Here is a 14,491-nt window from a genome sequence, read left to right on the forward strand (position 1 = left end):
CATGCTCGAATTCTGGTACGAGTTCGCCTCGACCTATTCCTACCCGACGGCGATGCGCATCGACGACGCGGCGGCGGCGGCGGGGGTTACGGTGCGCTGGCGGCCGTTCCTGCTGGGGCCGCTGTTCCGCGACCAGCAGGGGCTGGACGACAGCCCGTTCAACGCCGCCCCGGTCAAGGGCCGCTACATGTGGCGCGACCTGGAGCGGGTCTGCGGCGAGGCCGGCCTGGCCTTCCATCGCCCCACCGCCTTTCCCCGCGACAGCCTGCTGCCGGCCCGCGTCGCCCTGGCCGGCGACGGCCAGGACTGGACGCGCGCCTTCGCCCGCTCGGTCTACGAAGCCAACTTCGTCCACGACCAGGACATCGCCTCGCCCGAGACGCTGGCCCCGCTGATCGCGGCGGCCGGCGGCGATCCGGCGACGGCCCTGGGCGCCGCGCGCGGCGAGCCGGTCAAGGCCGCCCTGCGCGCCAATGTCGAGGAGGCCGCCGCCCACGGGGTGTTCGGCAGCCCGAGCTTCATCACCCAGGACGGCGAGCTGTTCTGGGGCAACGACCGGCTGGAGCAGGCCCTGGAATGGGCCGCCCGCCGCCACGACGTCCAGGGAGAGTACGCCTGATGGCCATCCTGACCGAAGAACAGACCATGCTGCGCGACGCCGCCCGCGACTGGGTCCAGGCGCGATCGCCGGTCGGCGCCTTCCGCAAGCTGCGCGATTCGGGCGATGGCGCGGGCTACGACCCGGCGCTCTGGCGCGAGATGGGCGAGATGGGCTGGACCGGGGTGATCGTGCCCGAGGCCCACGGCGGCTCCGAATTCGGTTATCTGGGCCTGGGCCTGGTGCTGGAGGAGACCGGCAGGACGCTGACCGCCTCGCCGCTGCTGTCCACCGCCCTGACGGCGGCCTCGGCGCTGCTGATCGGCGGCTCGGAGGCCCAGAAGGAGGAATGGCTGTCGCAGATCGCCGCCGGCGCGATCGTCGCCGCCCTGGCGGTCGACGAGCATGCGCACCACGCCCCGGAGAAGACCGCCCTGACGGCGGTGAAGTCCGGGCGCGGCTGGACCCTGAACGGCGGCAAGGCGTTCGTGCCGGAAGGCGGCGCGGCCGACCTGATCGTGGTCGCCGCCCGCACCGCCGGCCAGCCGGGCGACGCCGACGGCCTGACCCTGTTCCTGGTCCAGGGCGACGCCGACGGCCTGACGCGCACGGCGCTGAAGACCGCCGACAGCCGCGGCTACGCCAACCTGACCTTCAAGGACGTGACCGTCGCCGAGACCGCCGTCCTGGGCGAGGCGGGCGGCGGCTGGCCGATCCTGGAAGAGACCCTGGACCGCGCCCGCGCCGGCCTCGCCGCCGAGATGCTGGGGACGGCCGCCCAGGCCTTCGACGTCACGCTGGACTATCTGAAGACCCGCACCCAGTTCGGCCAGGCCATCGGGACCTTCCAGGCCCTGCAGCATCGCGCCGCCAAGCTGTACACCGAGCTGGAGCTGACCCGCTCCTGCGTCGAGGCGGCGCTGGAGGCCATCGACAACGGCTCCGCCGACGCCGGGGCCCTGGCCTCTCTGGCCAAGGCCAAGGCCGGCGAGACCCTGCACCTGGCGTCGAATGAGATGGTCCAGATGCACGGCGGCGTCGGCATGACCGACGCCCACGACGCCGGCCTCTATCTGAAGCGGGCCCGGGCCGCCGAGGCGATCTACGGAGGCGCGTCCTATCACCGCGACCGCTACGCCCGGCTGCTCGGCTTCTGAAAATGGGGCGTCAGGCGCGATTGAGCGCCTCGGAAGCCGCCGCCGCAAGTTGAACCCCGATCCGAGCCCCTGTAGAGTAAGACGCTAGGGGTCACTGGGGTTTATCCATGAAGAAAATTGTTTCCGCCCTCGCCTGCGGCGCGGTGTTCGTCAGCCTGCTCTCGACGCCGGCCTACGCCCAGTACGGCATGGACAAGAAGGGCCCGAAGAACGCGGCCACGCCGGAACTGCCGCACTGCGACCGGCCCCTGGGCACGGCGGCGGTGCAGGAGCCGCAGAACCGCTGGTGGCTGCAGTACAACCTGTCCAGCCCCGAGGCGCTGCTGAAGCTGTTCGCCGCCCGCTCGGGCTGCCTGCGCATCGTCGACCGCAACGGCGGCCTGGCCATGCGCCAGACCGAATCCGCCCTGGGCCAGACCGGCGACCTGCGTCGCGGATCGAACGTCGGCCGGGGCCAGGTGGCGGCCGCCGACTACTTCCTGATCCCCGACATCGCCAATTCGAACTCCAATTCGGGCGGCAACGCCATCGGCGCCATCGCCGGCAGCCTGCTGCCCGGCGGCTTCGGCGCCCTGGCCGGCGGCCTGCGCACCAAGAAGTCGGAAGCGCACACGCTGATCACCCTGGTCGACGCGCGCACCACCGAGCAGCTCTACGTGGCCGAGGGCGTGTCGCAGAAGACCGACATCGGCTTCGGCGGCGGCGGCGGCCTCGGCGGCACCACCGGCTTCGGAGCCCTGGCCGGCGGCGGCTATTCCGACACCGACATCGGCAAGGTGATCTCGGGCGCCTACTTCAACGCCTATATCGACCTGGTCAACTACATCCGCTCCAGCCACGCGCCGGCGGCGGGAACCGCCTCGGCCAACGCCGGCTCGCAGGCCTACACCGTCAAGTCGAACCAGGTCCTGCGCTCCACGCCCTCGACCCAGGGCAAGGCGGTGCTGACCTTCCACGCCGGCGACATGGCCTATCCCACCGGTCAGAAGAACGGCATCTGGTGGCAGGTCGACGACGAGAACGGCAACCGCGGCTGGATCTCCTCGGCCTTCCTGACGCCGCGCTGATCGGCGAACGGCCGGGCGGCGCACCGCCCCCGGCCGTCTTCGCTCGCCTCGGGCCACCACCCATGCGGGAATAGGGCTGGACATCCCGCGTTCCGAGCGGGCATTGTCGAGGGCCTGTGTTTCCTCGATTTGCGGCGCATCGTGCCTTCCGACCTAGCCGCCCTGGTTCGCTTCATCGAACGCGCGCCCAGATGTGAACCTCTTGAAGCGCTGAACGAAGAGTTCGCCCTGCTGGTCGAACGCTTCGGCGTCAGGTGGTTCAACTATGTCCACGTCGCCGACCTGATGTCGCCGCCGGCGCCGCGAACCCTGTTCGGCCGGCCGGACAGCTTCTGGAGCGACCACTACAACGCCAAGCGCTACTTCGAGGTCGATCCCTGCGTGCCCAGGGCCCTGGCCGGCGGCGGCGACTTCACCTGGACCGAGGCCCGGCGCGGCGCGGAAGACCCCCGCGTCGCCCGCATGTTCGACGAGGCGCGCGAGGCCGGCCCGGCCGAGGGGCTGATCATCCCGATCCGCGAGGCCACCGGCGCGGTGACCGCCATGCGGCTGATGACGGTGGCGCCGGACTTCACGCCCACCACCCGCTCGATCCTGCACATCGCCACCCACGCCTATGTCGGCCGCGGCCGGCGCCTGATGAGCGCCGACGCGCCGCCGCGCGACTGCCCGCTCTCGCCGCGCGAGATCGAGTGCCTGACCTGGGCCAGCCAGGGCAAGACGGCGTGGGAGACCGGCCGCATCCTCGACCTGTCGGCCGCGACGGTGCAGAAGCACATGGACAACGCCAAGCTGAAGCTGGGCGTCAACAGCCGCATGCTGGCCGTGCTGGAGGCGCTCAAGCACGGCTGGCTGGCCGGCTGAGGACGAACGCCGCGACCGCAGGAACCTGGCCTTGCGCGCCGCCGTTCCTAAATGAGGTCGCCAACGGAGCCGCGTAATGAAGCTGAAACTGAAGCCGCTGAACGAACAGGTCGTCGTCATCACCGGGGCGACCTCGGGGATCGGCCTGTCGACGGCCCGCGCGGCGGCCCAGCGCGGCGCCCGGCTGCTGCTGGTCGCGCGCAACGCCGAGGCGCTGAAGGCCGTGTGCGACGACCTGACCGCCAAGGGCGCCAAGGCCGACTACTGCGTCGCCGACGTCGGCGACCAGAGCCAGGTCCGCGCCGTGGTGCAGACCGCCCTCGACCGCTTCGGCGGCTTCGACGCCTGGGTCAACAACGCCGGGGTGTCGATCTTCGGCCATATCACCGACACCCCGGTCGAGGACCAGCGCCGGCTGATGGAGACCAACTATTGGGGCGTGGTCTACGGCTCGCTGGCGGCGGTCGAGCATTTCAAGACCCGCGACGGCGGCGGCGCCCTGATCAACATCGGTTCGGTGCTGGGCGACCTGGCGGTGCCGCTGAAGGGGCCCTATTGCGCCTCCAAGCACGCGGTCAGGGCGTTCACCAACGCCCTGCGCCTGGAGATGATCGAGCAGAAGGCCCCGGTGTCGGTGACGCTGATCAAGCCCTCGGCGGTCGATACGCCCTACAAGGACCACGCCCGCAACCTGACCGGCGCGCCGGTGCGCAACCCGCCGCCGGTCTACGCCACGCCGCTGGTGGCCCAGGCGGTGCTGTACGCCGCCGAGCACCGCACGCGCGAGATCACCATCGGCGCCGGCGGCCGGCTGGTCGCGGCCCTGGCCGGGCTGGCGCCGTTCGCGGCCGACCCCCTGCTGGCCTGGTTCACGCCGATGCTCAATCGCGACAAGGCCGGACGGCGGCGGGTCGTGGGCGACAACCTGCATCAGCCCGGCGGCGACCTGCGCGAGCGGTCGTTCTACAAGGACGTGCGCGAGACCAGCCTCTACACCGCCGCCCAGATGCGGCCCAAGGCCGTCCTCGCCCTGGCGGTCCTGGCCGGCGCGGCGGCGGGGCTGGCCTTCGCCCTGGGGCGGCGGCGAGGCCCTGCGCCAGCCGTCGCCAAAGCCCGGGCGCAGCCGGACGCTTCGCCGGCCAGGGCCGTCAGGGCCAGGGCCTGAGCCCGGTCAGTTCAGCGGGAAATTCAGGCGCGCGCGCACGCCGGCGTGGCTGTCGGTGACCATCTCGCCGCGCAGCTGCTCGGCGAGGCCGGAGACCAGCCAAAGACCGAGCTTGGAGGTGTGGGCGGCCTCGCCGTCATAGCCCGCGCCATCGTCGCTCACCGCCAGCTCGGCGGCGTCACGGCCGGCGCCGCGCAGCTTGACGGTGATGCAGCCGGGGCGGCCGTCGGCGAAGGCGTGGACGATGGCGTTGGACACCAGTTCGTTGACGATCACCGCCAGGGCCGAGGCGGAATTCTCGCGCACCACCACCGGCTCGGCCTCGATCTCGATGCGCACCGGCCGCCTGCCGATCCGGCGGCGCCAGACGGGGGCCATCTCGGTCAGGAAAGCGGAGAAGTCGCCGGCCTCGGCGGCGCCGATGCGGTGATGAAGCACGCCCAGGGCGCCGGTGGCCTCGAGCAGCCAGCCCACCTGGCGCCGCGCCTCGGCGTCCTGGGTCCTTGAAAGCCGCATGCGCCCAAGCGTGGTCAGCAACTGCAGGACGTTGCTCAGACGATGGCGCAGCTCGGCGGAGACCTCGGCCTCGTTATGCATGCACACCTCGATCAGCCCCGTCGAAGCAACGTAGCAACGCCGCCCTTGTTCTGCGTCGCGACCATCCGCCGCGCGTCAGGATCGCGCTTCCTGCGCGTCCCCCGAATTGGGGGCTTTGTTTCAACTTTGCAATCACGCGCCCCTGCGACCTATTGGCTCGGCATCGGCGGCGACTGCATGCGCCCTATGATAGAAAACGAAGACACCCCGCGGAGACCACATGCTGAACGTCGAAAAAACCGACACGGTCGCCGTCGTCACCTTGAACCGGCCCGAAGCCATGAACGCCCTGTCGCGAGGGCTGCGGACGGCCCTGCGCCAGTCGCTGCTGGACCTTGCCGCCGACGACGGCGTGCGCGTCATCGTCCTGACCGGCGCCGGCCGCGCCTTCTGCGCCGGCCTCGACCTCAAGGAGCTGGGCCAGGCCGAGGGCGAGCTGGGCTCGGCGGTCGGCGCCGACCCAAGCGCCAATCCGGTGGCCGCGATGGACACCTGCCCCAAGCCGATCATCGGCGCGATCAACGGCGCGGCGATCACCGGCGGCTTCGAACTGGCCCTGGCCTGCGACGTGCTGATCGCCTCGACGGCGGCGCGGTTCGCCGACACCCACGCCCGGGTCGGCATCATGCCCGGCTGGGGCCTGTCGCAGAAACTGTCGCGGCTGATCGGGCCGTACCGGGCCAAGGAGCTGTCGCTGACCGGCAATTTCCTCGACGCGGCGACGGCCGAGCGCTGGGGCCTGGTCAACCGCGTGGTCGAGGCGGACGCCCTGATGCCGGCCTGCCTGCGGCTCGCCCGCGACATGGCCTCGGTTCCGGCCGAACCCCAGCGTGACTACAAGGCCCTGATCGAGGCCGGCTACGCCCTGCCGTTCGGCGAGGCCATGGCCTGCGAGGCGGAGGTTTCGGCGCGGCTCAATCCCGGCGTCAGCGCCCAGTCGGTGGCCGCCCGGCGCGCGGCGGTGATGGAGCGCGGACGCGGCCAGACCTGAGGCCGGCGGCCCCCGCGAGGGAACTTCCCTGTCCGGCCGGGCGTTTCCGATACGCCCGGCCCTCGGTTTCCCGAGAGCCGGCGCCTGACGTTAGCATCATATCGGGAGCGGCATGACCGACACCGAAACGGCCGAAAGGCTGGCTGCGCCGCCGCGCCTGGACCTTGGCCTGACGGCCCTGTTTCTCGACCTCGACGGCGCCGTCGCGCCCATCGCGCCGACGCCCGACGCCGTGAAGCCGGACGCCCGGCGCAACGGCCTGCTGGCGGCCCTGCGCGAGCGGGCCGGCGGCCGCCTGGCGGTGATCAGCGGCCGCCCCATCGCCGACGTCGACCGCATCCTCGAAGGGGCGGTGACGGCGGCGGCCGGCGTCCACGGCCTGGAGCGGCGCCGCCAGGACGGCGCGGTGATCCGCGCCCCCGCCCATCCCGGCGTCGCCGTCGCCAAGGCCGCCTTCGAGGCCCTGGCCGGCGCCGATCCGGGCCTGCTGGTCGAGGACAAGGGGCTGAGCGTGGCGCTGCACTATCGCCGCTCGCCAGACTGCGCCGACGCGGTGCAGGAGACCGCCCGGCGCATCGCCGCCCAGGAACGGCTGACCCTGCAGGCCGGCGACATGGTGGTCGAGCTGCGCACGCCCGGCGCCGACAAGGGCGACGCCCTGCGGGTGTTCATGGCCGAGCGGCCGTTCGCCGGCCACGCGCCGGTCTTCGTCGGCGACGACCTGACCGACGAGGACGCCTTCGCCGCCGCCCGCGACCTGGGCGGCTTCGGCGTGCTGGTCGGCCCCGGCCGGCCGACGGCCGCCCGCTTCCGCCTGCCCGACGTGGAGGCGGTGCTGGCCTGGCTGGAGGCGGCGGCGTGAACGGCGGCCCGCACGATCTCGACCTGTTCCCGATCGGCAACTGCGCGGCCAGCGCGCTGATCGACCGCCAGGGCCGCTTCGTCTGGGCCTGCGCCCCCCGCGTCGACGCCGACCCGGTGTTCTCCAACCTGCTGTCCAGCCGCGATCCGGCCGATGCCAAGGCCATAGGCTTGTGGGCGATCGAGATCGACGACCTCGCAGAGGTGCGCCAGAGCTACCTGCGCAACACGGCCGTGCTGCGCACCGAGCTGATCGACGCCGCCGGCGCGGCGATCGAGATCATCGACTTCTGCCCGCGCTATCGCCAGTTCGGACGCATCTACCGCCCGACCGCCTTCGTCCGCATCGTACGCCCCCTGAGCGGGACGACGGCGGCGCGCGTCCGGCTGAAGCCGGCGGCCGACTGGGGCGCGCGCGAGGCCGAGAGCACCTCCGGCTCCAACCACGTCCGCTTCCTGTGCTCGGACGTCACCTTGCGCCTGACCACCAACTGCCCGGTCAGCCACGTGGTCTCTGGCCGCACCTTTCGCCTGGAGAAGGAGCTGGGCTTCTTCCTCGGCCCGGACGAGGGCTTCGACGCCGAGCTGCTGTCGACCCTCAAGCGCATGCGCGACGAGACGGTGACCGCCTGGCGCGAATGGGTCCGAACCCTGACGGTGCCGCTGGAATGGCAGGAAGCGGTGATCCGCGCGGCCATCGCGCTGAAACTCTGCGCCTACGAGGAGACCGGCGCCGTGGTCGCGGCCCTGACCACCTCGATCCCCGAGGCCCCGAACAGCGGCCGCAACTGGGACTATCGCTATTGCTGGCTGCGCGACGCCTATTACGTCGTCCAAGCCCTGAACCGCCTGGGCGCGGCCGACATGCTGGAGAACTATCTCGGCTATCTGCGCAACCTCGTCGGGCAGGCGGGCGGCGGCCATATCCAGCCGGTCTACGGCGTCGGCCTGGAGCTTGGCCTCGGCGAGCGCACCGTCGACGCCCTGCCCGGCTTTCGCGGCATGGGACCGGTGCGGTCCGGCAACCAGGCCTATGAGCACCACCAGCACGACGTCTACGGCCAGATCATCCTGTCTGCCGCCCACGCCTTCTTCGACGAGCGGCTGCTGCGGCCGGGCTCGATCGAGGACTTCCATGCCCTGGAGAAGGTCGGCGACCGCGCCTTCGCCCTGCACGACCAGCCCGACGCCGGTCTGTGGGAGTTCCGCACCCGGGCGGCGGTGCACACCTATTCCTCGGTGATGTGCTGGGCGGCCTGCGACCGGCTGGGCAACGTCGCCGAGGCCCTCGGCCTGACCGACCGCGCCGCCTTCTGGAAGGCGCGCGCCGAGATCGTCCGCGCGCGGATCGAGAAGGACGCCTGGAACGCCGAGCATGGCCGCTTCGCCGCCAGCTTCGGCGGCGACGAGCTGGACGCCAGCCTGCTGCAACTGGTCGACCTGCGGTTCCTGTCGCCCGACGACCCGCGCCACCAGGCCACGTTCCAGGCCGTCGAGCGCGACCTGAAGCGCGGCCCCTATCTGATGCGCTACGTCATTCCCGACGATTTCGGCGCGCCGGAGACGGCGTTCAACTTCTGCACCTTCTGGCTCATCGAGGCCCTGCACCTGTCCGGGCGGAGCGACGAGGCCCGCGCGCTGTTCGAGGAGATGCTGTCGCACCGCACCGCCGCCGGCCTGTTGTCCGAGGACATCTCGCTCAGCGACGGCGCCCTGTGGGGCAACTATCCCCAGACCTATTCGCTGGTCGGGCTGATCAACTGCGCCGCCCTGCTCAGCCGGCCGTGGAGCTCGGTGCGATGAGCCGGCTGATCGTGGTCTCCAATCGGGTGACGCCGCCCTCGCCCAAGGGCTCGGCGACCCAGGGCGGCCTAGCCATGGCCCTGGCGGCGGCGCTGCGGGAATATTCCGGCGTGTGGTTCGGCTGGAGCGGCGAGACCACGCCCGAGTTCACCGGCCACCTGTCGATGAAGCGGGCCGAGGGCGTCACCGTCGCCACGGTCGACCTCGAAGAGGTCGACGTGCAGGAATACTACAACGGCTACGCCAACAAGACGCTGTGGCCGCTGTTCCACTACCGCATCGACCTGACCGCCTACGACCGCTCGTTCGGCCAGGGCTACGACCGCGTCAACCGCCGTTTCGCCGAGACCGTCCGCCCGCTGATCGAGAAGGACGACCTGGTCTGGATCCACGACTACCACCTGATCCCGATGGCGCGGGAGCTGCGCCGGCTGGGGGTAGACAATCCCATCGGCTTCTTCCTGCACATCCCCTGGCCGGCGCGCCAACTGGTGGCGACGCTGCCCCGGCACCGCCAGCTGGCCGAGGCGCTGTTCGCCTACGACCTGATCGGCTTCCAGACCGAGGAGTGGCTCGACGCCTTCCGCGACTACGTCTCGCACGAGGTCGGCGGCGAAGTCCTGCCCGACGGCCGGCTGTCGGCGTTCGGCCGGACGGTTCGGGCCGGCGCCTTCCCCATCGGCATCGACGCCGAGGACTTCGCCCGCGCCACGCGGTCGGCGGCGGCGGCGCGCACCTATGACCGCATCGCCGCCTCCGGCGCCTTCCGCGCCATGATCGTCGGCGTCGACCGTCTGGACTACTCCAAGGGCCTGGAGGAGCGGTTGCAGGGCTTCGAGCGGCTGCTGGCCGACAATCCGGCGCTGCGCCGCGAGGTCTTCATGCTGCAGATCGCCCCGCCCACCCGCGATCAGGTCGACGCCTACCAGGACATCCGCGCCCGGCTCGACGCCCTGGCCGGCCATATCAACGGCGCCTACGCCGACATGGACTGGACGCCGGTGCGCTACGTCAACCGCAACTATCGGCGCGACGAGCTGGCCGGCATCTACCGCGCCGCCAAGGTCGGGCTGGTCACGCCGCTGCGCGACGGCATGAACCTGGTGGCCAAGGAGTTCGTCGCCGCCCAGGACCCGGCCGATCCCGGCGTGCTGGTGCTGTCGCGGTTCGCCGGGGCGGCCACCCAGATGAAGGACGCCCTGATCATCAACCCGTTCTCGCCGGAAGAGACCGCCGAGGCCCTGAAGCGGGCCCTGTCGATGGACCGGGCCGAGCGCAAGCGGCGGTGGGAGATCCTGCAGCACGGCGTCGCGACCCACGACGTCGCCGCCTGGCGCGACGCCTTCGTTCAGGCGCTGGAGGCGGTGCGCCGCCCCGTTCCGCGCGGCGCGGCCCAGACCGCCTGAGGCGGCGGCTTTCACGCCGATTTCAGTCCCGCGCCGCCGGCGCCATGCTATTCAGGCCCGATGGCGTCCCGTCCGACTCTCGATTTCCTGAAGACCGAAGCCGGCGCCGGCGCCTTCCTGGGCGTCGCCGCGCTGCTGGCGCTGCTGTGGGCGAACTCGCCCTGGGCGGCCCGCTACTTCGCCTTCATCAACGCCGACCTGACCATCCATATCGGCGCTTTCGACCACACCAAGTCCGTCCTCAAATGGACCAAGGACGGCTTGATGGCGGTGTTCTTCTTCGTCGTCGGCCTGGAGATCAAGTACGAGATCCTCAAGGGCGAGTTGTCCAATCCGCGCAAGCTGGCCCTGCCGGTGCTGGCGGCGGTCGGCGGGATGGTCGCGCCCGCCCTGGTTTATCTGGCCTTCAACCTCGGGCCGAACGGCCAACCCGGCGGTTGGCCGACGCCCGCCGCCACCGACATCGCCTTCGCCCTGGCGGCGCTGGCCGCGATCGGGCCGCGCCTGCCGGCCTCGCTGCGGGTGTTCCTGCTGACCCTGGCCATCGCCGACGACCTGGGCGCGGTGGCCCTGATCGCCGTGCTGTTCACCGCCAAGGTGCAGGTCTGGGCCCTGGCCGCCGCCGGCGGCGTGCTGGCGGCGATGGCGCTGATGTCGTTCTGGCGTTCGGCGCCGCTGTTCCTCTACGCCGTCGGCTTCGCGGCGGTGTGGGCGCTGGCGCTGGAATCGGGGGTCAACACCTCGCTGGCGGGCGTCGCCGCCGCCCTGACCGTGCCGATCGCCGCCCCGCGCCCCGGCCGCGAGAGCGCCCTGAAGCGGGCGATGAGCGGCCTGCACCCCTATGTCGCCTACGGCATCCTGCCGTTCTTCGCCTTCGTCGCGGCCGGCTTCTCGTTCAAGGGGTTGTCGCTGGGCCAGCTGTTCGCGCCGGTTCCCCTGGGCATCATGGCCGGGCTGCTGATCGGCAAGCAGGTCGGGGTCCTGGCCCTGTCGGCCCTGGCGGTGAGCCTTGGCCTGGCGCGCCGGCCCTCGGGCGCGACCTGGCTCGACCTCTACGGCGCGGCGCTGCTGTGCGGCGTCGGGTTCACCATGAGCCTGTTCATCGGCGCCCTGGCCTTCGATCCGCGCGACCCGCTGATCCAGACGCAGGTGCGCCTGGGCGTCATCGCCGGATCGGCGGCGTCCGCCCTGGCCGGCATGGCCGTCCTGGCCTGGAGCGCGCGCCGCAGGCCGGTCGAGGCCTGAGGCCCCGCCAAAAGCTGTCGCTTTTCCGTCACAGCGTCCAGTTTTCGTCATCGAACGCGGTTTGACGGCTTTGCGCCCTTCCGAACGGCCGTTTAGCGTTGCGCAACGACCCCGAATACGGGGCGCATTGCAACAAGGCGGCGCGCGCGCCGCGCTACACCGGGGTAGGAAATGAGGTTCTCCCAATACGTCAAGGCGACGGCTTCCGTCGCCGTGCTCGCCGTCGTGACCGGCGCCGCCGTCGCGGCCGAGGCCCAGGAGGCGCCGCGCACCGTCGACGAGATCGTCGTCACCGCCCAGAAGCGCGAGCAGAACCTGCAGGACGTCCCGATCGTGGTCACGGCCCTGCCGCAGAAGCTGCTGCAGGACACCGGCGTCAAGGACATCAAGGACCTGACGATCCTGACCCCCGGCCTCACCGTCACCTCGACCACCTCCGAGGCCTCGACCACCGCCCGCATCCGCGGCGTCGGCACCGTCGGCGACAACCCCGGCCTGGAATCCTCGGTCGGCGTGGTGATCGACGGCGTCTATCGCCCCCGCAACGGCGTCAGCTTCGGCGACCTCGGCGAGATGCAGCGCATCGAGGTGCTGAAGGGCCCGCAAGGCACGCTGTTCGGCAAGAACACCTCGGCCGGCGTCATCAGCATCATCACCAAAGAGCCGGAGTTCACCTTCGGCGGCAACGCCGAGCTGACGGCCGGCAACTACGGCGCCGTCGGCGGCTCGGTGTCGGTCACCGGCCCCATCGTCCAGGACGTCGCCGCCGGCCGGCTCTATTTCGCCGCCCGCAAGCGCGACGGCTTCAACGACGTGGTCAACGGCAAGGGCCCCAGCACCACCACCGAGGACGCCGACCAGAACTTCTGGACGATTCGCGGCCAGGTGCTGTTCACGCCTTCGTCCGACGTCAGCATCAAGTTCATCGCCGACTACACCAAGCGCGACGAGAACTGCTGCGCCGCCGTGCAGATCCGCACCGGACCGACCGCCGCGATCATCAACGCCCTGGCCGCGCCATCGACGGGCCTGTCGATCTATCCGAACCCTTCGGCGCGCAAAGCCTATTCCAACCGCGCGGTCGGCTCTCAGGTCGAGGACGGCGGCGTGTCGGCCGAGGCCAATGTCGACCTGCCGTTCGGCAAGCTGACCTCGGTCACCGCCGTGCGCCGGTGGGAGACCAAGAACGGCCAGGACTCCGACTTCACCACCGCCGACATCACCTACCGCCAGAACGACGGCACCAACTATTCGCGCTTCACCACCATCAGCCAGGAACTGCGCCTGGCCGGCCAGGTGGGCAAGGTCGACTGGCTGGTCGGCGGCTTCTTCGCCGGCGAGCAGCTGAGCAACGGCGCCAACTTCCTCTACGGCTCGGACTACGAGAAGTACCTGAGCATGCTGCTGTCCGGCGGCAACCCCAACTTCGTCGCCGGCCTCAACGGCCGCGCGCCGGGCACCAGCTTCGCGGCGGGTCAGGGCCTCTATGACCACTACACCCAGGAGAGCAAGACCTACGCCCTCTTCACCAACGACACCTGGCACATCACCGAAAAGCTCGACCTGACCGTAGGCCTGCGCTGGACCTCCGAGGACAAGTCGCTCAACACCTCGCAGAGCACCAGCGACGGCGGCATAGGCTGCGCCACCGCCATCGCGCGGCAGGCCGCGGGGGCGTGGACCGCCCTGGGCATCCCGCTGGCCGCCCAGCCGACCATCCTCGGCAACATGTGCCTGCCCTGGGCCAACCCGCTGTTCAACGGCCGCGCCAATTCGCAAAGCCTGTCGAGCAGCGAATGGTCGGGCACGGCCAAGGTCGCCTACCGGTGGTCGCCGGAGGTGATGACCTACGCCTCCTACGCCCGCGGCTACAAGGGCGCCGGCTTCAACCTCGACCGCACCCAGTCGTCCAACGGCCTGCAGAGCGGCCTGCCGGGCATCATGCCGATCTACGACACCTCGTTCCCGGCCGAGTTCGTCGACAGCTACGAGCTGGGCGCCAAGACCACCCTGCTCGACCGCTCGCTGCTGCTGAACGCGGCGCTGTTCTACCAGAAGTTCACCGACTTCCAGCTGAACACCTTCCTCGGCACCTCGTTCGCCGTGCGCTCGATCCCCGAGGTCGAGTCCAAGGGCGTCGACATCGACCTGCTGTGGTTCACCCCGGTCCAGGGCCTGAGCGTCCAGGGCGGCCTGACCTACGCCGACACCACCTACGGCGACCAGAAGATCCCCAACGATCCGACCAACGCCCTGGCCCTGCTGCCCGGCTCGCGCCTGTCGTTCGCGCCGGAATGGTCGGGTTCGGCCTCGGTCACCTACGAGACGCCGGTCAGCGACATGCTGAAGGCCCGCTTCAACATCGGCGCCAAGTACACCTCGGACTACAATACCGGGTCGGACCTGTTCCCGCCGAAGATGCAGAAGGCCTTCACCCTGTTCAACGCCCGCGCCGGCCTCAGCACCAAGGACGACCGCTGGACCGTCGAGGTCTGGGCCCAGAACCTGTTCGACCAGGAATACAAGCAGGTGGTGTTCAACGGGCCGCTGCAAGGCTCGTCGGGCCTCGACGCCACCCACACGACCTACGACCCGACCCGCGACACCATCACCTACGACGCCTTCCTCGGCGCGCCGCGCACCTACGGCGTGACCCTGCGGGCCAAGTTCTAAGAGCTAAAAGAGGGGACGGGGCCGCACGCCGGCCCCGACTGGGCGGCCTGGAGCGATCCGGGCC

At 70.8% G+C, this 14,491-nt stretch carries 12 protein-coding genes; 11 read left to right on the top strand and 1 reads right to left on the bottom strand.

Annotated elements, in window-relative coordinates; translation table 11 throughout:
- Position 1: 1 nt before the first annotated feature.
- From C5708_RS10295 to C5708_RS10315, 5 genes are all read left to right on the top strand, one after another.
- Complete coding sequence (locus C5708_RS10295) at positions 2-619, top strand: 2-hydroxychromene-2-carboxylate isomerase (RefSeq protein ID WP_242920675.1); 618 nt, start codon at positions 2-4, stop codon at positions 617-619.
- On the top strand, positions 619-1,755 hold the full coding sequence (locus tag C5708_RS10300; RefSeq protein ID WP_242920677.1) for an acyl-CoA dehydrogenase family protein: 1,137 nt from the start codon (positions 619-621) through the stop codon (positions 1,753-1,755). The genes C5708_RS10295 and C5708_RS10300 overlap by 1 nt, the downstream gene beginning before the upstream one ends.
- A gap of 107 nt (positions 1,756-1,862) precedes the next feature.
- The gene (locus C5708_RS10305; RefSeq protein WP_242920679.1) at positions 1,863-2,822 is read left to right on the top strand and encodes an SH3 domain-containing protein; all 960 of its coding nucleotides are present in this window, start codon (positions 1,863-1,865) and stop codon (positions 2,820-2,822) included.
- 141 nt (positions 2,823-2,963) lie between these two features.
- Positions 2,964-3,686 carry an autoinducer binding domain-containing protein gene (locus C5708_RS10310; RefSeq protein WP_242920681.1) on the top strand — a complete coding sequence of 241 codons (723 nt, stop codon included), beginning with the start codon at positions 2,964-2,966 and terminating at the stop codon, positions 3,684-3,686.
- A gap of 76 nt (positions 3,687-3,762) precedes the next feature.
- The gene (locus C5708_RS10315) at positions 3,763-4,851 is read left to right on the top strand and encodes an SDR family oxidoreductase (RefSeq protein WP_242920688.1); all 1,089 of its coding nucleotides are present in this window, start codon (positions 3,763-3,765) and stop codon (positions 4,849-4,851) included.
- Between the two features lie 6 nt (positions 4,852-4,857).
- Here C5708_RS10315 and C5708_RS10320 read toward each other — a convergent pair whose 3' ends face one another.
- Positions 4,858-5,448, bottom strand: coding sequence for an ATP-binding protein (locus tag C5708_RS10320; RefSeq protein ID WP_242920690.1), 591 nt, complete (start codon positions 5,446-5,448; stop codon positions 4,858-4,860).
- Positions 5,449-5,668: 220 nt separating this feature from the next.
- On the opposite strand from C5708_RS10320, the gene C5708_RS10325 reads away from it, so the two are divergent.
- The 6 genes from C5708_RS10325 to C5708_RS10350 all read left to right on the top strand — a co-directional run bounded on the left by C5708_RS10325 (position 5,669) and on the right by C5708_RS10350 (position 14,427).
- A complete protein-coding gene (locus C5708_RS10325; RefSeq protein WP_242920692.1) occupies positions 5,669-6,439 on the top strand; it encodes an enoyl-CoA hydratase in 771 nt (256 codons plus the stop codon).
- 112 nt (positions 6,440-6,551) lie between these two features.
- Entirely contained in the window at positions 6,552-7,301 is a 750-nt protein-coding gene (otsB, locus tag C5708_RS10330) for a trehalose-phosphatase (RefSeq protein WP_242920701.1), read from the top strand.
- Entirely contained in the window at positions 7,298-9,103 is a 1,806-nt protein-coding gene (locus C5708_RS10335) for a glycoside hydrolase family 15 protein (RefSeq protein WP_242920703.1), read from the top strand. Before otsB ends, C5708_RS10335 begins: the two co-directional genes overlap by 4 nt.
- Positions 9,100-10,509, top strand: coding sequence for an alpha,alpha-trehalose-phosphate synthase (UDP-forming) (otsA, locus tag C5708_RS10340; RefSeq protein ID WP_242920705.1), 1,410 nt, complete (start codon positions 9,100-9,102; stop codon positions 10,507-10,509). Before C5708_RS10335 ends, otsA begins: the two co-directional genes overlap by 4 nt.
- Positions 10,510-10,569: 60 nt before the next feature.
- Positions 10,570-11,754, top strand: a complete 1,185-nt coding sequence (nhaA, locus tag C5708_RS10345; RefSeq protein WP_242920707.1) for a Na+/H+ antiporter NhaA — start codon at positions 10,570-10,572, stop codon at positions 11,752-11,754.
- A gap of 171 nt (positions 11,755-11,925) precedes the next feature.
- Entirely contained in the window at positions 11,926-14,427 is a 2,502-nt protein-coding gene (locus tag C5708_RS10350) for a TonB-dependent receptor (protein WP_242920709.1), read from the top strand.
- The last annotated feature ends 64 nt before the right edge of the window (positions 14,428-14,491 follow it).

The organism is Caulobacter sp. CCUG 60055, assembly GCF_022750545.1.
Classification (GTDB): Bacteria; Pseudomonadota; Alphaproteobacteria; order Caulobacterales; family Caulobacteraceae; genus PUIC01.

Coding starts and splice junctions, on each gene's coding strand:
- nhaA (WP_242920707.1), top strand. CDS start 10,570: ATGGCGTCCCGTCCGACTCTCGATTTCCTGAAGACCGAAGCCGGCGCC.
- C5708_RS10325 (WP_242920692.1), top strand. CDS start 5,669: ATGCTGAACGTCGAAAAAACCGACACGGTCGCCGTCGTCACCTTGAAC.
- C5708_RS10320 (WP_242920690.1), bottom strand. CDS start 5,448: ATGCATAACGAGGCCGAGGTCTCCGCCGAGCTGCGCCATCGTCTGAGC.
- C5708_RS10350 (WP_242920709.1), top strand. CDS start 11,926: ATGAGGTTCTCCCAATACGTCAAGGCGACGGCTTCCGTCGCCGTGCTC.
- otsB (WP_242920701.1), top strand. CDS start 6,552: ATGACCGACACCGAAACGGCCGAAAGGCTGGCTGCGCCGCCGCGCCTG.
- C5708_RS10305 (WP_242920679.1), top strand. CDS start 1,863: ATGAAGAAAATTGTTTCCGCCCTCGCCTGCGGCGCGGTGTTCGTCAGC.
- C5708_RS10315 (WP_242920688.1), top strand. CDS start 3,763: ATGAAGCTGAAACTGAAGCCGCTGAACGAACAGGTCGTCGTCATCACC.
- C5708_RS10295 (WP_242920675.1), top strand. CDS start 2: ATGCTCGAATTCTGGTACGAGTTCGCCTCGACCTATTCCTACCCGACG.
- otsA (WP_242920705.1), top strand. CDS start 9,100: ATGAGCCGGCTGATCGTGGTCTCCAATCGGGTGACGCCGCCCTCGCCC.
- C5708_RS10300 (WP_242920677.1), top strand. CDS start 619: ATGGCCATCCTGACCGAAGAACAGACCATGCTGCGCGACGCCGCCCGC.